This window comes from Leeuwenhoekiella sp. ZYFB001 (assembly GCF_011784865.1).
GTDB lineage: Bacteria > Bacteroidota > Bacteroidia > Flavobacteriales > Flavobacteriaceae > Leeuwenhoekiella > Leeuwenhoekiella palythoae.
On sequence record NZ_CP050460.1, the window covers coordinates 3,047,954 to 3,071,086 of the forward strand.

Annotated in this window: 18 protein-coding genes and 1 tRNA gene; 7 read left to right on the forward strand and 12 right to left on the reverse strand. The window is 39.8% G+C overall.

Features of this window, described 5'->3' with window-relative positions; genetic code table 11:
* Positions 1–13: 13 nt before the first annotated feature.
* From HCN54_RS13175 to HCN54_RS13195, 5 genes are read right to left on the reverse strand one after another with little or no spacing between them, the layout of a single operon-like run.
* Positions 14–676, reverse strand: a complete 663-nt coding sequence (locus HCN54_RS13175) for a c-type cytochrome (protein WP_167598150.1) — start codon at positions 674–676, stop codon at positions 14–16.
* Between the two features lie 3 nt (positions 677–679).
* Entirely contained in the window at positions 680–1,219 is a 540-nt protein-coding gene (locus HCN54_RS13180; protein ID WP_072983103.1) for a DUF3341 domain-containing protein, read from the reverse strand.
* Positions 1,220–1,221: 2 nt separating this feature from the next.
* A complete protein-coding gene (nrfD, locus tag HCN54_RS13185; protein ID WP_167598151.1) occupies positions 1,222–3,012 on the reverse strand; it encodes an NrfD/PsrC family molybdoenzyme membrane anchor subunit in 1,791 nt (596 codons plus the stop codon).
* Positions 3,013–3,043: 31 nt separating this feature from the next.
* Positions 3,044–6,127 (reverse strand): TAT-variant-translocated molybdopterin oxidoreductase, encoded by a 3,084-nt coding sequence (locus HCN54_RS13190; RefSeq protein ID WP_167598152.1) that lies wholly within the window; start codon positions 6,125–6,127, stop codon positions 3,044–3,046.
* A 57-nt stretch (positions 6,128–6,184) separates the two neighbouring features.
* A complete protein-coding gene (locus tag HCN54_RS13195) occupies positions 6,185–7,525 on the reverse strand; it encodes a c-type cytochrome (RefSeq protein ID WP_072983098.1) in 1,341 nt (446 codons plus the stop codon).
* A gap of 219 nt (positions 7,526–7,744) precedes the next feature.
* Here HCN54_RS13195 and HCN54_RS13200 point away from each other — a divergent pair, with 219 nt between their 5' ends.
* Entirely contained in the window at positions 7,745–8,131 is a 387-nt protein-coding gene (locus HCN54_RS13200) for an SPOR domain-containing protein (protein WP_072983097.1), read from the forward strand.
* A gap of 63 nt (positions 8,132–8,194) precedes the next feature.
* Here the strand turns inward: HCN54_RS13200 and infB are convergent, their stop codons facing one another.
* From infB to rimP, 3 genes are read right to left on the reverse strand one after another with little or no spacing between them, the layout of a single operon-like run.
* On the reverse strand, positions 8,195–10,960 hold the full coding sequence (infB, locus tag HCN54_RS13205) for a translation initiation factor IF-2 (RefSeq protein ID WP_167598153.1): 2,766 nt from the start codon (positions 10,958–10,960) through the stop codon (positions 8,195–8,197).
* Positions 10,961–11,014: 54 nt separating this feature from the next.
* The gene (nusA, locus tag HCN54_RS13210; RefSeq protein ID WP_072983093.1) at positions 11,015–12,244 is read right to left on the reverse strand and encodes a transcription termination factor NusA; all 1,230 of its coding nucleotides are present in this window, start codon (positions 12,242–12,244) and stop codon (positions 11,015–11,017) included.
* A 9-nt stretch (positions 12,245–12,253) separates the two neighbouring features.
* Positions 12,254–12,718, reverse strand: coding sequence for a ribosome assembly cofactor RimP (gene rimP, locus HCN54_RS13215; protein ID WP_167598154.1), 465 nt, complete (start codon positions 12,716–12,718; stop codon positions 12,254–12,256).
* Between the two features lie 169 nt (positions 12,719–12,887).
* Between rimP and HCN54_RS13220 the strand changes: the two genes are divergently transcribed.
* A complete protein-coding gene (locus HCN54_RS13220) occupies positions 12,888–13,721 on the forward strand; it encodes a universal stress protein (protein WP_167598155.1) in 834 nt (277 codons plus the stop codon).
* Positions 13,722–13,803: 82 nt separating this feature from the next.
* Entirely contained in the window at positions 13,804–14,139 is a 336-nt protein-coding gene (locus tag HCN54_RS13225; RefSeq protein ID WP_167598156.1) for a hypothetical protein, read from the forward strand.
* A gap of 90 nt (positions 14,140–14,229) precedes the next feature.
* Here the strand turns inward: HCN54_RS13225 and HCN54_RS13230 are convergent.
* Positions 14,230–14,302: transfer RNA gene (locus tag HCN54_RS13230), tRNA-Gln, on the reverse strand.
* A 264-nt stretch (positions 14,303–14,566) separates the two neighbouring features.
* On the opposite strand from HCN54_RS13230, the gene HCN54_RS13235 reads away from it, so the two are divergent.
* The gene (locus HCN54_RS13235) at positions 14,567–17,848 is read left to right on the forward strand and encodes a protein O-mannosyl-transferase family (RefSeq protein ID WP_167598917.1); all 3,282 of its coding nucleotides are present in this window, start codon (positions 14,567–14,569) and stop codon (positions 17,846–17,848) included.
* Positions 17,849–18,499 (forward strand): polysaccharide deacetylase family protein, encoded by a 651-nt coding sequence (locus HCN54_RS13240; RefSeq protein ID WP_167598157.1) that lies wholly within the window; start codon positions 17,849–17,851, stop codon positions 18,497–18,499.
* On the opposite strand, the gene HCN54_RS13245 is transcribed toward HCN54_RS13240, so the two are convergent.
* On the reverse strand, positions 18,496–18,792 hold the full coding sequence (locus HCN54_RS13245) for a thioredoxin family protein (RefSeq protein ID WP_167598158.1): 297 nt from the start codon (positions 18,790–18,792) through the stop codon (positions 18,496–18,498). The genes HCN54_RS13240 and HCN54_RS13245 overlap by 4 nt on opposite strands.
* Before the next feature lie 87 nt (positions 18,793–18,879).
* Positions 18,880–20,100 carry a metallophosphoesterase gene (locus tag HCN54_RS13250; RefSeq protein ID WP_167598159.1) on the reverse strand — a complete coding sequence of 407 codons (1,221 nt, stop codon included), beginning with the start codon at positions 20,098–20,100 and terminating at the stop codon, positions 18,880–18,882.
* 133 nt (positions 20,101–20,233) lie between these two features.
* Between HCN54_RS13250 and HCN54_RS13255 the strand changes: the two genes are divergently transcribed.
* Positions 20,234–21,232: an isoaspartyl peptidase/L-asparaginase family protein gene (locus HCN54_RS13255; RefSeq protein ID WP_167598160.1), complete on the forward strand. Its 999-nt coding sequence runs from the start codon at positions 20,234–20,236 to the stop codon at positions 21,230–21,232.
* 555 nt (positions 21,233–21,787) lie between these two features.
* Here HCN54_RS13255 and HCN54_RS13260 read toward each other — a convergent pair.
* Complete coding sequence (locus tag HCN54_RS13260) at positions 21,788–22,225, reverse strand: retropepsin-like aspartic protease (protein ID WP_167598161.1); 438 nt, start codon at positions 22,223–22,225, stop codon at positions 21,788–21,790.
* Between the two features lie 102 nt (positions 22,226–22,327).
* Here HCN54_RS13260 and HCN54_RS13265 point away from each other — a divergent pair, with 102 nt between their 5' ends.
* Complete coding sequence (locus HCN54_RS13265; RefSeq protein ID WP_167598162.1) at positions 22,328–23,098, forward strand: TatD family hydrolase; 771 nt, start codon at positions 22,328–22,330, stop codon at positions 23,096–23,098.
* Positions 23,099–23,133: the final 35 nt, after the last annotated feature.

The window sequence follows — 23,133 nt, forward strand, 5'->3', positions numbered from 1 at the left end:
TATCCTGCCTTTATTATTCTTCAGTTTGCGCTTCAGTAGTTTCTACCTCTCCTGCGGTTTCCTCAACACTTGCAACATCTTCAGAAGAAGCCTCGTCTATAAATGCTCTCTTAGGCTTTCCGTCAAGTGCATCTTTAAGGTCAAGCACGTAATGATTAATCAACCACAGTTCGCGCTCGGTTGTTTGAGATGCATAAGACCCCATTGTGTTCAGACCATAATAAGTTACGTGATAAACACTTCCTTCAGTAATGGCACGGCCCTGATCATTGTATGCCGGAACACCTAATATTTTCTCGCGCTTCGCTAATGTACCTTTACCGTCCCCTTTATCGCCGTGACAAATTGCACAATAAATAGTATATAACGCTTTACCTTCATTGAGGTTATCTTCGGTATAGGGTACAGGGTTTTTTAAACTTGCTTTAGCTGCTTCATAACCTTCAGTGCTATTCTCGTAGCCATAAGGCATCCAACCACGCGAAACTGTTCCTTCTGCAGGCTGCATAGCTTCCATTCCGTTAGGAAAAACCTCATAATTGCCATAGGTTTCATAACCTACATCTTCATACATGTTAGGCATATATTGATAGTTGGGATGATCTTTATCCTGACAAGAGGCCATAAAAACCAACATCATTACCAATGAACCTAATATTTGAATATTATTTTTCATTTGTTACGCGTGTTCTTCGTTATGAATTAGACTTATCTCTGTAGCTCCTGTATCATAAAGAAACTTAGAAAGTTCATCAAGATCGTGATTTGCTGCATCAACCTCAATCAAAAAGTGATCATCAGTTGTACGTACGTCTGGATTCTCAGCTTTTTTGAAAGGCCAGATCTTACTTCTCATATAAAAAGTAATAACCATAAGGTGAGCCGCAAAGAATACTGTTAATTCAAACATAATTGGCACAAAAGCAGGCATATTCTGCAGGTAAGAAAAACTTGGCTTACCACCAATATTTCTTGGCCAATCTTCAATCATTATGAAATTCATCATAAGGGTCGCCACACTCAATCCAATTAGTCCATAGATAAATGAACATATAGCGATACGAGTATAAGGTAATCCCATAGCCTTATCCAAGCCGTGAACCGGAAATGGTGTATATACCTCAATAATTCGATAATGTTTAGAACGCAGTGCCTTTACTGCCTTCATAAGGATATCATCATCATTGTAAAGCACGTGTAAAACGTTTCCTGATGCCATAATTATTGTTTAAGATTTTGTGCCTGACCTGCCCAATCATCGCGCTCTGCTCTACCAGGAAACGCATCGATAATTTCGTCTAAAAGGTCATATTCTGTTTTAGTCATTTTACTCACCTGATCATAGGTATAAATACCTAACTGATGTAGCTTTTGCTCCAATACCGGACCAACACCACTGATCTTTTTCAGGTCATCAGCTGATTGTGTTGCCGGATCATAGGTTCCTATTTTAGCCAGCATCAAATCAATCTCTGCTTTTTTAGTTTCAGTATCAACTAATGCATCTGCATTTATAGTAGATTGGTGATAAGTACTTTCAGCATTTGAAGCAGCGGCTAAACTTTCAGGTCGAGTCGTATAGTTAGAGGTACGCTCATCTGTTGCTGTACCAGCTAAATCTTCACCTGACTCTCTAATTCTCTTGTAGCGTTCTCCTGAAGATTTAAGAATACTCTTAACCTCTGCTTGTGCAATAACCGGGAATGTACGAGCATACAATAAGAACAACACGAAGAAGAATCCAATTGTACCTACAAACACTCCTATATCAACAAATGTAGGTGAGAACATCGTCCAAGTAGAAGCCAAACGGTCTTTACTCAAACAGATCACAATAATATCAAAACGCTCAAACCACATACCGATGTTAATCACTAGAGCTACGATAAATGTCCAAAGAATGTTTCTTCTCCATTTCTTAACCCAAAGCGTAAGCGGCACGATTAGGTTACAAATAATCAGCGCCCAGAATGCCCACCAATATGGTCCTGTAGCAGCACCAAATGACAAGTATGTATAGTTTTCGTAAGGCACCCCAGAGTACCATCCGATGAAATATTCGGTTAAATAAGCAACTGTTACGATACCACCGGTAAGCAAGATTACCTTATTCATAAATTCAATATGAACAATGGTAATATAGTTTTCAAGGTTAACCACTTTTCGCATTACCAAAAGAAGCGTTTGCACCATAGCAAATCCAGAGAAAATCGCTCCTGCTACGAAATAAGGAGGGAAAATCGTACTATGCCATCCCGGTACAACCGAAGTAGCAAAGTCAAAAGATACAATCGTGTGTACCGAAAGTACTAGCGGAGTTGCAAGACCTGCAAGAACAAGAGACACCTCTTCAAAACGCTGCCAGTCTTTAGCACGACCACTCCATCCAAAACTTAAGATACCGTATATTTTTTGCTGAAACGGGCTCTTAGTACGGTCGCGAATCATCGCAAAGTCAGGTAAAAGACCCGTCCACCAGAATACTAATGAAACCGATAAATAGGTAGAAATTGCAAATACGTCCCAAAGAAGTGGCGAGTTGAAGTTAACCCATAACGATCCAAATTGGTTTGGAATAGGCACAACCCAATATGCTAACCAAGGACGACCCATGTGGATGATCGGGAACAAACCTGCCTGCACAACCGCGAAAATTGTCATCGCCTCTGCAGAACGGTTAATCGCCATACGCCATTTTTGACGGAAAAGTAATAATACAGCAGAAATAAGAGTACCAGCGTGACCAATACCTACCCACCATACAAAGTTTGTAATATCCCAAGCCCAACCAATGGTTTTGTTAAGACCCCAAACTCCAATACCTGTAGACACTGTATATACAATACAGCTAAGACCCCACAAGAACGCAATAAGCGCGATAGAAAAACAAATCCACCAAGACTTATTGGCTTTACCAAGAATAGGAGCACCTACATCTACACTGATGTCGTGATAAGATTTCTCTCCAAGAATCAAAGGCTCTCTTATGGGTGCTTCGTAATGTGACGACATATTAATATATTGATATTTATTTTATACTAAATTAAGCTTCTGCAGTATTCTTAACTTTTACCTGATAGAATACATTAGGCTTCACACCAATATCTTCAAGTAAATAATACTTACGTTTATCATTTTTCAATTCTACGATCTCAGAATCCGGCATATTCACATCACCAAACTTGATAGCGCCGTTATCACAAGCATTACTACAAGCGGTTGCAAACTCACCATCCTCTACTGCTCTACCTTCACGTTTCGCATCAAGAATTGTTTTTTGTGTCATCTGAATACAGAAAGAACATTTCTCCATAACCCCGCGAGAACGTACTGTAACGTCAGGATTAAGCACCATACGACCAAGATCATTGTTCATGTTGTAATCAAACTCATCGTTTTCTGCATATAGGAACCAGTTGAAACGACGCACTTTGTACGGACAGTTGTTAGCACAGTAACGTGTCCCTACACAACGGTTATAAGTCATCTGGTTTTGACCTTGTCTACCGTGACCAATCGCAGCTACAGGACATACAGTCTCACAAGGAGCGTGATTACAGTGTTGACACATCACAGGCTGAAATGCAACTTCAGGATTGTCATAAGACTGCTTCTCTACTACTGAATAGCTATCAAAAGCAGGAAGCTCCTCAAGGGTTTTAGTTTCCTCTTCAAATGTATCTGCAGATGAATAGTAACGGTCAATACGCAACCAGTGCATATCTCTAAAGTTTCTTACCTCTTGCTTACCTACTACAGGAACATTGTTTTCTGAGTGACAAGCGATAACACACGCACCACAACCGGTACACGCATTAAGATCAATCGAAAGATTAAAATGAGGACCCATGGTATCATCAAAAGATTCCCAGATATCTGCATTTTTATCTCTTACCGAAATTTCAGAGTGGTTATAATCAACCTCTCCTACAGGATTCCAAGCGTGAACATCTTTAGTATTAAAAATCTCTAAAGTAGTCTCACGTATAATATCATCTGCACGGCCTGCCATTGTATTCTGCATTTGAACACAAGCAAATTCGTGCACTCCGCTTACTTTTTCAATCTGCACAGACTGTGTAGCGCTAAAGTCTTTATATAATGGGTAAGCATTAACACCTACCTGCATCTCTTCTTGAACAGCAGCTTTCTTTCCATAACCTAAAGCTAAACCAACTGATCCTGGCGCTTGACCCGGCTGCACATAAACAGGTACATTCTCAATAGTTTTACCATCAAGAGTAATGTTTACGTAATTACCATTTAAAGCCCCTTTAGAAGTAATTTCATTTTCAATCCCTAACTTATCTGCATCTGCTTTAGACATAGTAAGATAGTTATCCCAAGAAGTTCTTGTGATAGGATCAGGGAATTCTTGCAACCAAGGGTTGTTAGCCTGCTCCCCGTTACCAATACCAGTACTTGAGTATAAAGTCAACTCGTAACCAGAAGTTGAAGCTTCCTCTTGAGCAAGAGCAGCAACAGCGCTTGAAAGTGTAATTGCACCATTTGCAGTTGCACTTGACATTTCTGCCGTCTCTTCAGCAGCTGGAATAGAACCCGCTACAAAACCATCGTGCAATGCCTGATTCCAGCTCGTAGAAGCATTACTCCAGTTATTTTTTAGATACTCGTAATAGGTAACTCCTTGACCAGTCCAAGCCAATAATGAGTCTTGAAATTGTCTTGTATTGAATAAAGGACGAATGGTTGGCTGCGTTAGGCAAATCTGACCTTTCTTGATTTCAACATCACCCCAAGATTCTAAATAATGTGGAGCTGGTGCTAAGTAATTACAAAGAAGTCCGGTTTCATCTTCTTTCATATTAAAAGAAACCTTCACATCAACATTCTCTAAACCAGCAACAAACTCATCAGCATTAGGCAAACTGTAAGCAGGATTCACACCCGCAACAAGAAGCGCGCCTACAGCACCAGAATTCATATCAGCAACCAATTGCTGTACTTCTTCAGCATTACCCTGACGGGTCATTTTTGGAGCCTGAACATCAATAATTCTACTTCCTAAGGTCTCGTTGATAGACAATGCCACCATCTGTGCATTTGCATCCTGAACACCAGTTACAAACACTCCTTTACTTCCCGCTTTACGCAATTGAGAAGCGGCACTCTTCACAGCTTCGTCTAGTTCTGCAGGCAATCCTGTATTAGCACTTCCACCAGAAACAATTGATTGGATAGCAGCAACTGCTTTTTTCTGCTGCGCAGGAGTCATTGGCACACGCTTATCAGCATTTGCACCAGACAAAGTCATATTCGCCTCAAACTGTACGTGACGTGACATTTTTCCATTTTTAGGAACACGACTTTTAGCATAAGTTGGACCGAAGCCGCCACCTTGCCAATCACCTAAAATATCAGCACCTACAGAAATAATCACTTCCGCTTCAGAAAAATCATAATCCGCTAAAGCACGCTCACCATATTTGCTTTCAAAAGCATCTAAAGCAGCCTGCTCACCTATTGCATCGTAAGTCACATGCTTAACATTTGGATAAGCCGCACTAAACTCTGAAATAAGTTTTGAAGTTGAAGGAGAAGCAAAAGTCTGCGTCAACAACACAATACTTTTTCCTCCTAAATTCTTTAATTTATCACCCAGCTGACCATCTAATTCAGACCAAGAAACATCTGCACCGTCAATTTTAGGACCTTGCAAACGCTTGGTATCATACATAGACAATACAGAAGCATGTACTCTGGCATTGTTACCTCCTAAAGAAGCTGCCAGTTTATTATTTTCAATTTTAATAGGTCTTCCTTCGCGTGTCTTAACCAAAACACTAGCAAAGTCAAAACCATCAGCCATTGTTGTAGCGTAGTAGTCTGCCTTTCCCGCCGTAATACGCTCTGGAGCAACTACGTAAGGAATGGACTTGTTCACAGGCCCCTCACATGCTGCAAGTGTAGCTGCTGCAGTAGAAAAACCTACATACTTTAAGAAATCACGACGCGTAGTTGACGAAGCATCTAACGAATCTTTGTCTCCAAGAAACTCATCCATAGGAATCTCTTGCGCAAATTCATTCTGTTTAAGCGCCTCAACAATAGAGCTATTCTCATTTAGCTCCTCAACACTTTTCCAGTATTTCTTGTTTGATGACATAAAATCTATTGTTATTTATTTTGAAACGCGAGTTAGACTACACGCAATCTTAACTTATTAATAATGGCATTTACCACACTCGAGACCTCCCATTTGTGCCGCAGTCAACTGCTCAACACCATACTTCTTAGAAAGCTCTTCGTGAATTTTTTCGTAATACGGATTCCCATCCATCTTAACATTAGTCTCACGGTGACAGTTAATACACCAGCCCATCGTTAACGGAGCGTTTTGATACATAATCTCCATCTCTTCAACAGGACCGTGACAAGTCTGACATTGCACTCCTGCCACTGAAACGTGCTGCGAGTGATTAAAATAGGCGAAGTCTGGCAAGTTGTGAATGCGCACCCACTCCACAGCCTGAGTCTCCCCGGTATAGGACTGCGTTGCAGGATCCCATCCAGTCGCCTTATATAACTTCTGAATCTCTTTATCGTAAAATTCTTTTGAGTAATCTTCAGTCACTGAACTAAATTCTGATGTTTCATCAGCAACCTCACTAATACTTTTGTGACAGTTCATACACACATTCAAAGAAGGAATTCCTGAAGTTTTACTAGTACGCGCTGAAGAGTGACAGTATTTACATTCAATCTGGTTGTCACCAGCGTGAATTCTATGTGAGTAATGTATAGGCTGAATTGGCTGATACCCTTGATCAACACCCACCTGCATCATCCATCCGTATGCAAAATACGCCCCACCTAAAAGCAACACAATTACAGAAACAAGAACCAAGAATTGATTTTCTACAAATGATTTCCAAATTGGCTTACGCGCTTCTTTAACCGGCAAAGCAACACCTTGAGCAACTGCAAATTTTCTAAGCGTATTATTTACTAAGAATAAAACAGCAACAAGCATCACAAGCACAACAGCAAGAATAGCTAAGATCACAGTGCTCGAAACACCACCTCCACCTTGACCAGCAGCACCTGCCGCAGCAGCCGGAGCTTTAGGCTCTGGCTTTGGAGTATCTGTATACGCTAAAATATCATCAATATCCGCATTGCTTAATTGCGGAAAAAGATTCATCGCTGTTTGATTGTACTCTTCGTAAATCGCAATCGCCTCCGGATCCCCAGAATCGATCAACGCACGGTTATTTTTAATCCACTGATACAACCACTCTCTATCGCGACGCTCAGTAACATTATACAAAGCCGGGCCCGTAGCACGACTGTACAACTTATGACACGCAGCACAATTCGCATTAAACAATGCTTTACCTGCAGCAGCGTCACCCCCTTGCACAGCAGGAGTAGTTTCAGACTGCGCAGCCCCTTCAGCAGGCTCAGCATCCTGAGCAAACACAAACGAAGAAAAAGAAAGCAATAATGCTAAAGTGATTATAGAAAATCGAGAAGCTGAATTAAGGTAGTTACCCTGTTTCATAGTATGATAGAATTGTCATAGTAATGCGGCACTAATTCTAGATATTTAAGCATCAACTAACTAAATATAGTGCCGACAAATTTGATGGCAAAAGTAAGACTTAGAAGTGGATTTTTGAAGTGTTACTAAAGCGTTAAAAGGTAATTTATACCTGTTCTAAATAATAATTATCACAAGTTTTGAGTTATTACTTTTACATTTGCTTAAACAATTTTTCTTATGAAAAGAAACCTAAAAAAACCGCTATTATATCTAATTTTTAGCGGCATTTTCAGCACCGCTACCTATGCGCAAACCGCTAAGAGTAATGTCATTCAAGATAATAAGTTACCCGAACTTTTAAAGTTGAAGTCAGAAATGACCGTGAATAACGAACTGGCAGATCGTTATAAAATTCAATTATTTTACGGCCAAATCACAGAAGCCAATAAAGTACAGAAAGATTACAACTCAAGTTTTAGCGAATGGGAGCCTAAGATCGTTTATGAGAGCCCAAATTATAAAGTCTGGGTTGGAAATTTTAGGGATCGTCTGGACGCAGATCGCGCACTACTCAAAATCAAAGAAAAATTTCCTAGCGCATTTGTAATGAAACCAGAACGCTAAATGAAATACTACCGCATAAAAAAACCGCTGATGTTCAGCGGTTTTTTTTATTCTTAATTGATTTTATTTCAATTTCTTCTTAACAGCTACCTCCTGATATGCTTCAACAATATCACCTTCTTTGATATCATTGTAGTTCTTAATCTGCATACCACAATCGTAACCTTTACTCACTTCCTTAACATCGTCTTTAAAGCGTTTTAACGAAGCTAGCTCCCCAGTATAGACAACAACTCCGTCGCGTATTAAACGCACTCCAGAGTTACGATAGATTTTACCTGAAGTAACCATACAACCCGCAATAGTACCAATCTTAGAAATCTTAAAGGTCTCTCTGATCTCAGCATTACCGGTAACCTCTTCCTTCATTACAGGAGAAAGCATTCCTTCCATCGCATCTTTCAGATCGTTGATCGCGTCGTAAATGATAGAGTATGTTCTGATGTCGATTTCTTCCTTATCAGCTACCTGACGAGCATTTCCGGCAGGTCTAACATTAAATCCGATAATGATCGCATCTGAAGCCGAAGCTAACAATACATCACTTTCAGTAATTGCACCAACTCCTTTATGAATGATATTTACAACAATCTCTTCTGTAGACAATTTACCGAAGCTATCTGTAAGCGCTTCAACAGAACCATCCACATCACCTTTAAGAATAATGTTAAGCTCCTTAAAGTCTCCTAAGGCAATACGTCTTCCAATCTCATCAAGTGTAATATGTTTCTGAGTTCTCACTGACTGCTCTCGCTGCAACTGCGTACGTTTATTTGCTATATCCTTAGCTTCACGCTCATCTTCCATCACATTAAACTTATCACCCGCTTGAGGCGCTCCATCAAGACCTAAAATAGAAACCGGCGTAGAAGGCCCTGCTTCCTTGATCTCTTTACCGCGCTCATCGTGCATCGCTTTTACCTTACCACTGTTAGTACCGGCAAGAACGTAATCTCCAATTTTAAGCGTACCACCTTCAACCAATACTGTTGAAACATAACCTCGACCTTTATCTAGGAATGCCTCTACAACGGTACCGTTAGCACGTTTGTCAGGATTCGCTTTCAGCTCTAGAATTTCAGCTTCTAATAAAACTTTCTCCAGTAGCTCAGCTACACCAACACCTGTTTTAGCCGAAATATCATGAGATTGAATTTTTCCACCCCAATCTTCAACAAGCAAATTCATATTTGCCAGCTGCTCTTTAATCTTATCAGGGTTTGCTGTTGGCTTATCTACCTTGTTTATCGCAAAAACAATAGGCACTCCCGCGGCTTGTGCGTGAGAAATCGCTTCTTTAGTTTGCGGCATCACATCATCATCAGCAGCGATTACAATAATCGCAATATCAGTAACCTGAGCACCACGCGCACGCATCGCCGTAAAGGCTTCGTGACCCGGTGTATCTAAGAAGGCAATTTTTTGACCGTCTTTTAGGGTTACTCCGTATGCACCAATGTGCTGCGTGATTCCACCACTTTCTCCCGCGATCACATTTTCTTCACGTATATAATCAAGAAGCGAAGTTTTACCGTGGTCAACGTGACCCATTACCGTAACAATTGGAGCACGGGGCTTAAGATCTTCTTCAGCATCTACCTCAACAGCAACAGACTCTTCAATATCTGCATTTACGAAATCTACCTCGTAACCAAATTCGTCTGCAACAATAGATAACGTTTCTGCATCCAGACGCTGGTTCATCGTCACCATCATTCCCAATGACATACACGCTGAAATAATCTGAGTCACCGAAACATCCATCATAGTAGCTACTTCGCTAACCGTAACAAACTCGGTTACTTTCAACACCTTGTTTTCTGCTTCCTGCTGTGCTTGTTCGCTTTCAGATTTCTGACGGTGCTGATCTCTCTTATCTCTACGATATTTAGCACCCTTTCCTTTGTTAGATTTACCTTGAAGTTTTTCTAAGGTTTCTCTAACCTGCTTTTGCACTTCTTCTTCTGAAGGCTCTTCTTTTACAACAGGCGCATTGCGGCGTCCACCACCTCTTTGATTACGACCTCTATTGTTGTTATTACCACCACTATTAGGATTCGCACCCGTAGCTTTACTTATACGCTTACGCTTACGTTTTTTATCATCCTTATTGGCAGCTGGCTTCTTCTTTTTCTCCGGCTTTTTAAACTGAGAAAGGTCAATTTTTTGACCTGTAAAGTTTGGCCCGTCTAATTTCTTATAATCTGTCTTTAAGACATCATCCCCAAGCTTAGGCTCTTCAGTCTTCGTCTCGGCTTTTTTAGGCGCTTCAGCTTTTGGCTTAGCCACCTCTTTCTCAACAGGCTTCGACTCAACCTTTGGCTTTTCTTCCTCTTTAGGCTTTTCAGCCTCCACTTTCTTCTCTTCTACCTTAGGCGCTTCTACCTTTTGCTCAGCAACCGGCTCTTCTTTTTGAACTGGCTTAGGCTCTTCTTTAGGCTTTTCTGGAGCTGCAGCTTTTGGCTTTCCTGATTTATCTAAATCAATCTTACCTACTTGCTTAGGTCCTTGAAGGTTCGATTTTGCACGAATCACCTCCTTATCAGAATCTTGTTCCTGGCGTTTCTCTTCGATCTCCTCCTCGCGCGCTTGTCTGATAGCTTCTTTTTCTTTCTGCTTCTCTTGCGCTACTTCTTTAGACGCAACTTTTTTACTCGCGTCTGTCTGAAATTGATCAGATAATACCTCGTAGATTTCGGCAGAGATTTTTGTAGTAGGGCGCGCCTCTATCTCATGCCCTTTTTCCTTAAGGAAATCAACAGCACGATCAAGTGAAATATTAAGTTCACGCAATACTTTATTTAACCTCATGTTCTTTACTTCTGCCATAAAATGCTTTAATTCGCTATAAAATTAACCTAAAAAACCTGTACAGTCCTAAATTTATTCAAACTCTTCACGAAGAATCCTCATCACATCTGCAATGGTTTCTTCTTCAAGGTCTGTTCTTCTAACCAGGTCTTCTACGTCTTGTTCTAAAATACTTTTTGCGGTATCTAAACCTATTTTTGAAAATTCGGCAATGATCCAATCTTCAATCTCATCAGAGAATTCTGTAAGCTCCACATCTTCTTCAACTCCTTCTCTGTACACATCAATCTCATAACCTGTAAGTTGGCCCGCCAATCTAATATTGTGACCTCCACGACCGATCGCTTTAGAAACCTCTTCTGGTTTAAGCATTACTTCTGCTGACTTATTCTCATCATCAATTTTGATCGAAGTAATCTTTGCAGGACTTAGCGCTCTGGTAATATATAATTGCAGGTTATTTGTAAAATTGATTACATCAATATTCTCATTACCTAACTCACGAACTATGCCGTGAATACGTGATCCTTTCATACCTACACAGGCTCCAACAGGATCGATACGATCATCGTAAGAATCAACAGCAACTTTCGCCTTCTCTCCAGGGATACGCACTACTTTTTTAACTGTGATTAATCCGTCAAATACTTCAGGAATCTCTGACTCAAACAACTTCTCAAGGAAAAGTGGAGAAGTACGCGACATAATGATCGCCGGCTTATTTCCCTTCAACTCAACACTCTCGATAACCCCTCTAACATTTTCTCCTTTACGGAAGAAATCTGAAGGTATTTGCTTGTCTTTTGGCAATATGATCTCATTACCTTCATCATCAAGCAATATGATCGCTCTGTGTCTTATGTGATGCACCTCAGCATTATAAAGCTCTCCTTCAAGATCTTTAAATTGCTTATAAATATTAGTATTATCGTGCTCGTGAATTTTACTGATAAGATTTTGACGCAATGCAAGAATAGATCTACGTCCCAAGTCTATAAGTTTTACTTCTTCAGAAACATCTTCACCCACCTCAAAGTCAGGCTCAATTCTACGTGCTTCAGTTAAACTAATTTCTGAATTCTCATCTTCTACTTCACCGTCAGCTACCACAACACGGTTACGCCAAATCTCTAAATCTCCTTTATCTGGATTTATAATGATATCAAAATTATCATCGCTTCCAAAACGTTTTTTTAACGTACTTCTAAAAACTTCTTCGAGTATTGCCATAAGCATTACTCTATCTATGAGCTTATCATCTTTAAACTCAGAAAATGATTCGATTAACGCAATATTTTCCATGCTGTGTACTTAAAATTTAATCTTAACTTTTGCTTGCTTGATAGCTTCAAAGGCTATCACCTCTTCCTTCTCTACGGTCATCTTACCTTTACCCACCTCTTTAGGCACGCGCTCTTTCCAGAACAACACAATACCCTCATCATGCACTTGAATTAGATTACCTGTTATTTTTGAACCATCTTGAAGTACTACTTCAAGATCACGGCCTTCATTCTTTTTATACTGCCTTGTATTAATCAATGGTTCGGTAGCCCCTGCAGACATAACTTCTAAAGAAAAATCCTCTTCTTCCCTGTCTAAATTATGCTCTACTTTACGGCTTACATTGATACAGTCTTGCACCGTTACTCCCTGATCACCATCTATCACAACTACAATCTCGTTGTTGCCTTTAATTTTTAAATCTATAAGAAAGAGATTCTCATACTCCTCAAACGCCTCTTGTAAAAGGGCTGTAACTTTTTCCTTCAACATGTTCCTATAAAAAGAGGGGACTCAATGTGTCCCCTCGATTAATTTTCTTAATTCAACACTGCAAATATAATAATATTTATCAAGATATAAAATAGAACAAGCTCACTATTAAATGCTTAACTTTAATACAGCCCATTAAAATCTATATAACTTTTAAAGTCAGTACATTATGATCAAAAAATTACTACTGCCTACAGATTTTTCTGAACAGGCAACCTACGCATTTGAAGTCGCTTGCCAACTCGCAAAACAGTATGACGCGCAGCTACACCTAATTCATATGGTTGAATTACCTTACTCGTTAATTGATGTTATTGACGGCAATCACAACGCACATCTGCCCGAAGCGCTTTTCTTTATGAAGCTAGCACAACAGAATTTTGAAAAGCTGCGTGCTGAAAAATACGCCAGCGACATTGAGCTCTTTGAACACGTTAAATTCAACAGCATTCAAAGCGGAATTTTAGACTATGCCGAAGAACACGAAATCGATATCATAATCATGGGATCTCATGGCTCCAGCGGATTTGAGGAACTTTTCATCGGCTCAAACACTGAGAAAATTGTTAGACACTCTAAAATACCGGTTTTTGTGATCAAAAAAAGACACGTCAACTTCAAAATCAACAGTCTGATTTTTGCGACAGATCTTGAGAATGACAATCTAAAACCTGTAGCTCAGGCATTAGAATTTGCGCAAACGCAAAAAGCTGAATTTAAAATGGTTTATGTGAATACTCCTGACCGATTTGAGACCACAGAAAAAATTCAGGCTTTGTTTAAGGAGTTTGTTCAAAAACTACAGATCAAAACTCCGCACTTTGAAATTTTTAATGATCTCAAGGTTGAACGTGGCATTATGAATTATGCCAAAAGTCAAAAAGCAGACCTTATCGCCATTGGCACACACGGTCGAAAAGGACTCGCACATTTCTTTAACGGCTCCTTGAGCGAAGGTTTGGTTAATCACGCCAAAAGACCGGTCTTGACTTTTAAGATCTAAAGGTTAATAAATCTCTAAATAACACTTTTTTAGAAATTTTATCGCGCTCAAAAAGGTAGCTTGGAACTAAAATTCAAATGCTATGCAAACCGAAAATCAAACATCAATTCACGCACTTTATCGCCTTATAGATGAAGAATGCCAGCTCGCGCAACATTCAGCGCGCGCAGAACAATTACAAAAAGCGATCTTGAAAAAATTCTTTAAAGCTTCAGATGTTGTAATTAGACAAACCGAGCGCGAGGTTCACATTACTATGAGCCCGCTCCTTTCTGATGCGCGTTCCGCGGAAATAAATCTTGAGATTCCTAAAGCACGCTTTTCGACATTTCTTCAGAATTGCATCAAAAATGATTCAGGAAGCAAAGCATTTTACACCAATATGATGCGTTATTTTATTACTAATACTATTGCCTAAAAAGATAAAGTCGCAATTTAGAGGCACTCACACAGTAGCACCACTGATAAACAAAAAAACCCGCAAAAATTTGCGGGTTTTTTATTGCAGTTGGCCTACTAGGGCTCGAACCTAGACTCTTCTGGACCAAAACCAGACGTGTTGCCAGTTACACCATAGGCCAGTACCTTTCTTAAAAAGAAAACATTCACCTGACTTGCGAATGCGGCTGCAAATTTAATACAAACTTTTTGTTCACCAAATATTTTTTGAGGAAAAATTTAAACCAAAGAATATTTTTAGGTTCAACTACGTTACTCCTAAGCATCTATCGCAATTTATTTAAGAATTTAGCTGTGCGAGTTTCTTTTATTCCATTGCGATCAAAACCGCATGGATTACCGTATTAATTCTTAAATTCGCTGCTTGCTAATTTTGCCTTATGACCATGACAAACTTCAACTTCCCGAAGTATAACAAAATAGTAGGATGGCTCGCATTTGCCATTGCATTATTAACCTACAGCCTCACGGTAGAACCTACCGCGAGTTTCTGGGACGCGGGAGAATACATCTCAACCTCTTCTAAGTTAGAAATTGGTCACCCGCCGGGAGCACCATTGTATCAAATGCTCGGCGCCTTTTTCTCAATTTTTGCTCCAGACAGTAGTTATGTGGCACTCTGTGTAAATTTTATGTCCTGCCTGGCTTCAGCATTTACCATTCTTTTTATGTGCTGGTCCTTGTCTTTGCTGTTGCGCAAATTGCTTAAACGCAACAAAATTGAATTGACATCTTCAGACCAAATAGCAGTTCTGGCTGCTTCGTTTATCGGCTCAACTGCTTTTGCATTTACTGATAGTTTTTGGTTTAACGCCGTGGAAGCCGAAGTGTACGCGATGGCCATGTTTATGCTTTCGTCTTTGTTTTACGTAGCGCTGCTTTGGGAACGTGACATGTTCAAACCTCGAGGAAACAGATGGCTCATGCTTATTTGCTTCATTATCGGATTGTCTTTTGGGGTGCATTTTATGGCGCTACTTACCATTCCGGCAATTGGGTTTTTGTATTTCTTTAAAAATTACAAAACCATAACGGTCAAAAACTTCATCGTCGCAAACATCATTGTAGTTGCGGTATTGATGTTCATTTTTAAATTTTTACTACCATACACGTTGAGTTTCTTTGGCTACGCCGAAGTATTTTTCGTAAACACCTTTGGCTTACCGTTCAATAGCGGAACGATTATCGCAGGCTTAGTCTTTATCGGAATCTTCTATTACATTTTAAGCTACACCCGAAAAAAATCATATTACCAACTCAACACACTTGCGCTTTCGATCTTATTCATTTTTATTGGATTTTCAAGTTGGTTAATGCTTCCTATTCGCGCTAACGCCGGGACAACCATTAACGAGAACAACCCTAACAACGCACGAGAACTTCTTGCGTATTACAACAGAGAACAGTATCCTGAAACGCATTTGTTTTACGGACCGCAGTTCACTGAAATTTTTGGCGGACTCGACGCTCAAAATCCATACGTGGACGGAAAGCCCAATTACGAGAAAGACGAAGAAAGCGGCAAGTATGTGATCGTTAACGAATGGAAGAATTCTGTTCAAAACTCAGAAGACCGTCATAAAGTGTTTCTTCCGCGTATGTGGAGTACAGACCATATTGCAAACTATATGCAATTTACCGGTCCTTTAGAATTTCAAGTAAAGCCAGAGTATGCAGACAATCAAGAGTTGCAACAAGCCGTAGCACAGTTCAAATCTGACTATGCTCAAGGCCGTATGGATAATGAAGGCTTTCAGTCTACTCTAATGCGCTTAAGAAACTATATTGATGTCAATCCGCCGTCATTTGCAGACAATCTTGCCTACATGTTTGATTTTCAATTTGGCTATATGTATTGGCGTTATTTTATGTGGAATTTCACCGGGCGTCAAGACGACATTCAAGGTAAATACGACAATATCCACGGCAATTGGCTCAGTGGGATTTCATTTATTGATGAAGCAAGATTAGGCCCTCAAGACAATCTACCTAGTGATGCTTTAAAAAATAAAGCGCGTAATACCTATTTCTTCTTACCCTTAATTCTAGGATTACTTGGGCTGGTCTTTCAAGCAAGTCGAGACAAAAAAAGCTTCTGGGTGCTTTTAGTACTTTTCCTATTTACAGGTATCGCTTTAAAGATTTATTTGAATGAGCGTGCTTTTGAACCCCGTGAGCGTGATTATGCTTTAGTGGGATCCTTCTACGTTTTTGCAATGTGGATCGGTTTTGGCGTCTACGCCCTTTATGACTTACTTAAAGAAAAAATTAGCGCTAAAGTCGTGCTACCCGTAGTTACAGTTGTCTGTCTACTTGCCGCTCCGGTAATTTTAGCAGCACAAAACTGGGATGATCACGACCGTTCTGGCAGAAAGACTGCCTTAGCGATGGCTAAAATGTATCTTGACAGTTGTGATGAAAACGCTATTCTATTCACCATTGGTGATAACGATACGTTTGCATTATGGTACGCACAAGAGATCGAAGGCTACCGTAGAGATGTGCGCATCGTAAATACCAGTTTGTTTCAAACCGCGTGGTATATTGACGATATGAAACGTAAGGCTTATGAGAGCGATCCTATACCTTCTCAGCTTTCGCATGACAAATACGTTGCCGGAAATCGCGATGCTATTTTTTATAATGAATTACGTCCTGATGACACTTTAGATATTAAAACCTGGATGAACTGGATCGCAAGCGATGATCCACGTACGATGGAAGAATTACAAAGTGGCACAATGGTGCACTCCTTCCCTACCCAACACGTGAGCATTCCGGTAGATAAGCAAACCGTGCTTGCGAATGGCACTGTGGCTCAAAAAGACGCAGATGAAGTAGTTTCTGAAATTGTGGTAAACATTAAAGAGTCTGTAATTTATAAAAACCGCCTTCTAATGCTTGATGTTATTGCAAATAACAATTGGGAACGCCCTATTTATTTTACCGGCGGAAGTTTTGGTGATGATGATTATTTGTGGATGAAAGATTATCTGCAGCTTGATGGTGTTTGCTATAAGCTTGTACCCATCAAAACACCAATAGATCCTCAGGCTCCTTATGACATGGGACGCATTGATTCTGATAAATTCTACGATATTGCTACCAATTGGTATTGGGGCAATAGTGGTGATCCAGATATTTATCATGACACCGAAACGCGCCGTAACGGGATCACTTATCGTGGCAATCTGGCTCGTTTAACCGAAAAACTGATCCAAGAAGAGAAATTTGATAAGGCAAAGAATATCCTAGATCTAGCTATGGAAAAAATGCCTGTTGATATTTTTGAATATTACACGCTTTTAGAGCCCTACATCAGCGGTTATTACCAAGTAGGCGAGCAAGAAAAGGCGCGTGCACTCTGGGAACAAGTAGCTAAAAAATATCAAGAAAAGCTTGATTACTGGAGCAGCCTTAATCTTGAGCAGCAATACAATTATGCTCAGGACATCATTACGGATATTGAGCGTTACCGAAGTTTGGTTGATTTATTGATCATCAATCAAGATCAAGAGATTATTCCTGAGAAAGCTCGTGAATTCAATTCGTACCTGCGTAAATTCAATCAGTTCTATGGCGAAGATGAGACCGAACCAGAAACTGTGCTACCTACCGAACCAACGCAGGATAGCTCTATTGCAATTCCGGCAGACACTTTAGAATAGATGAAGTTAAAATTTGACCTACCCGTAAAGACGCCTAAGTTACTTAAGCGTCTTTACCCTGGGTATGTTTGGGATAAATATGCAACTTCAGCAACTGAAAAAACACTTTATCTCACCTTTGATGACGGACCAATTCCTGAAGTTACCCCGTGGGTTTTAGAGCTTTTAAAAGCTTATAATGCCGAGGCAACATTTTTCTGCATCGGAGACAACATTTCAAAAAACCCGGAAATCTTTCAGCAGCTGGTTAGCAGTTCGCACAGTATAGGTAACCACACCTACAACCACCTTAAGGGCTGGAAAACAAAAACCGAAACTTACCTAGCAAACGCTTTTAAAACCGAAGAGATCATCTCAAGGTTTGCAACACCCCAAAAACTCTTCAGACCACCTTACGGAAAGATTAAACGCAGCCAAGCAAAAGCGTTAAAAAAGCACGGTTACCATATTATAATGTATGACGCCATTGCCTATGATTGGGATCAAAAACTCGATGGAAAAACGTGTGCAGATTACATTATAAACAATGCACAACCCGGAAGTATTGTAGTATTTCACGACAGCTTAAAAGCCGAGAAGAATATGAAAATTGCCTTACCCATGGTCTTACAACATTTCACCAAGGCCGACTATACGTTTAAACCGCTTTAAATGAATTTTTGAAGTACAGACGTAAGTGCGTTTGTAGTTTGCGCACCACTTTGGCGCCATTTCATCTCGCCTGATTTATAGATCACTAAGGTAGGTAAACCTTTTATGCGTAGCGCTTCGGCGAGATCTTGATTTTTTTCAATGTCTATTTTAATGACTTTAATTTGGTCGCCAAGGGCAGCCGCCACTTCACGCAATACAGGATTCATCGCTACAGAGGCTTGATCTTTTGCAGAAAAAAAATCGATCAATACCGGGATTTCTAAATCGATAAGAGCTCCAAACTTTGACATAAGAAATGCACTTTACATCCCTAAATATAAGGTTTAAAAGCATATAATGTGAAAAGCGATGATAATTTAAGTCACACAACTGAATTATTAACCTAAACGCTTCTTCCGTTTCAGCTCAATAACAGTGACTTCAGGCCAGATACCTACGCGCCCCGGGTAACCTAAATATCCAAAACCTCTATTCACATTGAGCACACGGTTTCCTTCCTTGTAAATTCCTGCCCAATTCTCATATCGATACTGCACCGGACTCCAGCGTATAAAACCGGGAATTTCGATTCCAAACTGCATTCCGTGCGTATGCCCGCTTAAGGTTAACTGAAAATTTTTAGGATCAGTTTTTAAACGCTCTGACCAATAAGAAGGGTCGTGACTCATAAGCACTTTAAAATCATTGGTGTTCAACCCGGCTGAAGCTTTATCAATATCACCCGCTTGTTTAAATCCGGCGCCCCAGTTTTCAACTCCTACAAGCGCAATACGCGCATCATCTTTTTCTAACCAGCGGTGTTCGTTAAGCAACAACTTCCAACCCATTTGCGCTTGTAAGGCTTTTAAATCTTCAAGATTTTGAGCTTTTGCCTGCTGTGTTTCCCAATCAGCATAATCTCCATAATCGTGATTTCCAAGCACGGAATACACCCCGTCTTTGGCCTTGAGCTTAGAGAAATGTTGGGTCCAGTTTTTCATCTCGCTGGCAAAATTATTGACCAGATCTCCCGTGAATAAGATCACATCGCTTTCTTGCTTATTGATCAGATCTATGCCGTATGCGATCTTGTCAGCATTATCAAAACTACCGCTGTGCACATCGCTGATTTGGGTAATTGTATACCCATCAAATGCCTCAGGAAGATCATCAAATTCGAGTTGGTACGACAACACCCTATACCTGTATTTACCTTTATACATCCCATAGATCAAAGATGCAAACGGAATCGCCGCTACCCCTAGAGCAATTGCACTTACAAATTTTCTTCTGGAAGGCATATGAAAAGATTCTTTACCGGATAAAGCTGTAAACGCCCCAACAATGAAGCGAATCAGATCTTCTCCAAACATAAAAAGCGTAAGTAGAAGCTTCGGCACAAAAAAGACCAAGAACCAACCAAAAACATACATTTCATCAGTGGTAATTCCTTTTGAGCGATCAAGTGTACTCAGCGTATAAATTAAAAAAGCAAGGACCCCAAGAGATACAAGAATGTAACTGCTATTTAACCAAACAGATTTTGAAAAGGTTCTGAACGCTTGAAAAGCGTAAATATCAATAAGAATATAGAACAGGATAAAAAGAAACCAACGCATCGCTAAATTTTAAGAAAAGCAATATTACTAAAGCTCCTTGCGGATTTCTTTAATATTTTCCTATTTTTTTTGAATATTATCGTCTCAATAATCATAGGGGCTTTAGTAACTTTCCATCTTAACACAAATACAAATGAAACGTCGAAATTTTATCACCAAAACGAGCATCAATACACTTGCTTTTGGTTTAGGAATTCACAGTCTTGCCCAAGCCGGCACGGCTAAGAATTCTGCTGAAAAATTGAAAAAAAAGAATACAACCGCAACTACTCCTGTTGCCATCTGTACTTGGCAATTTACCGAAGCCAATGCCACTGCTGGCGCGCTTCTTGACCAAGGAATCCCTGCACTTGACGCAGTAATTAAGGGCGTAGCAGTTGAAGAAGAAAACATTAAAAATACCACTGTTGGTAAAGGCGGCTCACCCGACCGCGAAGGCAACGTAACACTTGACGCTTGTGTTATGGACCACACAGGTAACTGTGGTTCTGTTATGTGTGTTGAGAATATCACCAACGTTGCAGCCCTTGCCAAGAAAGTAATGGAGGACACACCTCACGTTATCCTCGCCGGAAAAGGCGCCGAAGAATTTGCTGTTAAAAATGGATTTACTGCAGAAAATTTACTTACCGAAGAGAGTGAAAAAGCCTATAAAGAATGGTTAAAAACCTCAAAATATAAACCCATCATCAACATCGAAAATCACGATACTATTGGGATGCTCGGTTTAGATAAAAACGGAAACATATCAGGGGCGTGCACAACATCTGGCTTGGCCTATAAGATGAAAGGTCGCGTGGGCGACAGCCCTGTAATAGGTAGTGGTTTATTTATAGACAATGCTATTGGCGGTGCAGCGGCCACCGGAATGGGCGAAGAAGTGATCAAAACCGTAGGAAGTTTTCTAATTGTTGAACTTATGAGAAACGGTATGTCGCCACAAGAAGCTTGCGAAGAAGCTGTTAGACGAATTGTTACTACTAATCCCAACCACACCAATTTTCAGGTTGCTTATATCGCCATCAATAAACAGGGAGAAACAGGATGTTATTGTATTCATCCCGGTTTTAAAATGATGAAGTACGCAAACGGAAAAAATACGCCTGTAGTATCCGGAAGTCACTTAAAATAAGTTAAATACGCTAAAAGTTTTTATAGGTATTTTAACTTCTCAGGTTTTCTAAACCGAAAAAATGCTTTAGCTTTGTTTTGTGCTGAAAAGCGAAAAATATTGAAGACTGTTGTAATTGACTTGTAATAATCAATTATGATTTGGGGTGAAAGCCAGCTCTTGTAGCTGGCTTTCTTTTTTTTGTTCCTAACTGCTTCTAAAAGCTAAGGGGTGGTGAACAAGGGTTAATGTATATTCATTCTTTACTATTCACAAAAAAACCCGAAGTGAAGCGTTTCAATTTTAATAACTGTACCGGCTTTTTTTTCCTAACTGCTTCCAAAAGCCAAGGGGGTGGTGAATGAGGGTTAACGTATAATCATTCTTTACCAACAACATAAAAACCCAAAGTGAAGCGCTTTAATTTTAATAACTGTGCTGGCTTTCTTTTTTTGTTCCTAACTTCTTCTAAAAGCTAAGGGGTACTGAACAAGGGTTAACGTATATTCATTCTTTACCAATCACATACAAACCCGAAGTGAAGCGTTTTAGCTTTAATAACTATCTTATTACTTATTATTTAAGATAAAGACAGTCGTACTGATAATCTATAACAGCCTTTCCTTTCTTTAAAATATCGGCACCTATGATTCCGCTTACGGGACTAGCTTCGTGATTAATCAAAGCTTGGTTAACATGAGAAAGATCAAAAAGCACGATTGATACACTTCTGGTAGACCACGTGTCAATTTCGATCAAATTATCTTGAGATATCTGCGTAAGCATATCTATCGCTCCTGCTCCGGCTGCTTTCACCTCACTATCTTCAGCAAACAGCTTAAAACGCTCCAGATCCTCAAAACCAATACACGTATTGGATGCTCCGGTATCTAAAATGAATTCACCTAAAACCCCGTTGATGGTTGCCGCAAACTTTAAATGCCCTGTACCCACCGGTGTTAGTTTGATGCGTTTGTAGCCTTTTCTTGTGAGATGTTGCCGTAGTGAAGCCATAGTCAATTTTATGTGTTCAAACTTACTGTAATTAAAATTGGAGGACTTTAAATATTCTCTAAAGTTTGGCATAGCCAAACGCCTATTTTAACTTTGTGAGCTATGTTTATAGATACACACACCCACTTATATAGTGAGTCTTTTAAAGAAGATCGTGACGAAGTTATCAAACGCGCTCTCGACCAGTCAATTAATCAATTTGTATTACCAGCCATAGATTCTACATACACTAAAGCTATGTGGGATTTAAAAGACCAGCACCCAGATCTAATGCATATTATGGCCGGCTTGCACCCTACTCACGTAGACCCGCTGAGTGTTTCTGAAGAGCTTGATCACGTAAAGCAGCAGCTAGAGCAAAAAAATGTATGCGCCATTGGTGAGATCGGGGTAGACTTGTACTGGGATTCTTCAACAAAAGATTTACAACAAAAAGCTTTTGCACAACAAATTCGCTGGGCAAAAGAATACGATTTACCTATTGCGATACATTGCCGCGATGCCTTTGATGAAGTTTTTGAAGTTCTAGAGCAAGAGAACAATGACAAATTAAGAGGCGTATTTCATTGTTTTACAGGAAACCTTGACCACGCAAAGCAAGCGATTGCTTTCAATTTAAAATTGGGTATCGGCGGGGTTGCAACATTTAAAAATGGAAAAATCGATCAGTTTTTAAAGGAAATTGATCTGGAGCATATCGTTTTAGAAACCGACGCACCTTACTTGGCACCGAAACCTTTTAGAGGGAAACGCAACGAAAGCAGTTACTTGATTCATATCGCCGAAAAACTTGCAAATATTTATCAAGTGCCGTTATCAAAAATTGAAGAAATCACTACAGAAAATGCTAAAAAGCTATTTAAACTTGATTGATCTTTAAAATATTTCGTTCTTTACGCTTCAACAAA

Coding starts and splice junctions, on each gene's coding strand:
- HCN54_RS13180 (WP_072983103.1), bottom strand. CDS start 1,219: ATGGCATCAGGAAACGTTTTACACGTGCTTTACAATGATGATGATATC.
- HCN54_RS13235 (WP_167598917.1), top strand. CDS start 14,567: ATGACAAACTTCAACTTCCCGAAGTATAACAAAATAGTAGGATGGCTC.
- HCN54_RS13220 (WP_167598155.1), top strand. CDS start 12,888: ATGATCAAAAAATTACTACTGCCTACAGATTTTTCTGAACAGGCAACC.
- HCN54_RS13175 (WP_167598150.1), bottom strand. CDS start 676: ATGAAAAATAATATTCAAATATTAGGTTCATTGGTAATGATGTTGGTT.
- HCN54_RS13265 (WP_167598162.1), top strand. CDS start 22,328: ATGTTTATAGATACACACACCCACTTATATAGTGAGTCTTTTAAAGAA.
- HCN54_RS13250 (WP_167598159.1), bottom strand. CDS start 20,100: ATGCGTTGGTTTCTTTTTATCCTGTTCTATATTCTTATTGATATTTAC.
- HCN54_RS13245 (WP_167598158.1), bottom strand. CDS start 18,792: ATGTCAAAGTTTGGAGCTCTTATCGATTTAGAAATCCCGGTATTGATC.
- HCN54_RS13190 (WP_167598152.1), bottom strand. CDS start 6,127: ATGTCATCAAACAAGAAATACTGGAAAAGTGTTGAGGAGCTAAATGAG.
- HCN54_RS13200 (WP_072983097.1), top strand. CDS start 7,745: ATGAAAAGAAACCTAAAAAAACCGCTATTATATCTAATTTTTAGCGGC.
- rimP (WP_167598154.1), bottom strand. CDS start 12,718: ATGTTGAAGGAAAAAGTTACAGCCCTTTTACAAGAGGCGTTTGAGGAG.
- nusA (WP_072983093.1), bottom strand. CDS start 12,244: ATGGAAAATATTGCGTTAATCGAATCATTTTCTGAGTTTAAAGATGAT.
- HCN54_RS13240 (WP_167598157.1), top strand. CDS start 17,849: ATGAAGTTAAAATTTGACCTACCCGTAAAGACGCCTAAGTTACTTAAG.
- HCN54_RS13260 (WP_167598161.1), bottom strand. CDS start 22,225: ATGGCTTCACTACGGCAACATCTCACAAGAAAAGGCTACAAACGCATC.
- HCN54_RS13195 (WP_072983098.1), bottom strand. CDS start 7,525: ATGAAACAGGGTAACTACCTTAATTCAGCTTCTCGATTTTCTATAATC.
- HCN54_RS13255 (WP_167598160.1), top strand. CDS start 20,234: ATGAAACGTCGAAATTTTATCACCAAAACGAGCATCAATACACTTGCT.
- infB (WP_167598153.1), bottom strand. CDS start 10,960: ATGGCAGAAGTAAAGAACATGAGGTTAAATAAAGTATTGCGTGAACTT.
- HCN54_RS13225 (WP_167598156.1), top strand. CDS start 13,804: ATGCAAACCGAAAATCAAACATCAATTCACGCACTTTATCGCCTTATA.
- nrfD (WP_167598151.1), bottom strand. CDS start 3,012: ATGTCGTCACATTACGAAGCACCCATAAGAGAGCCTTTGATTCTTGGA.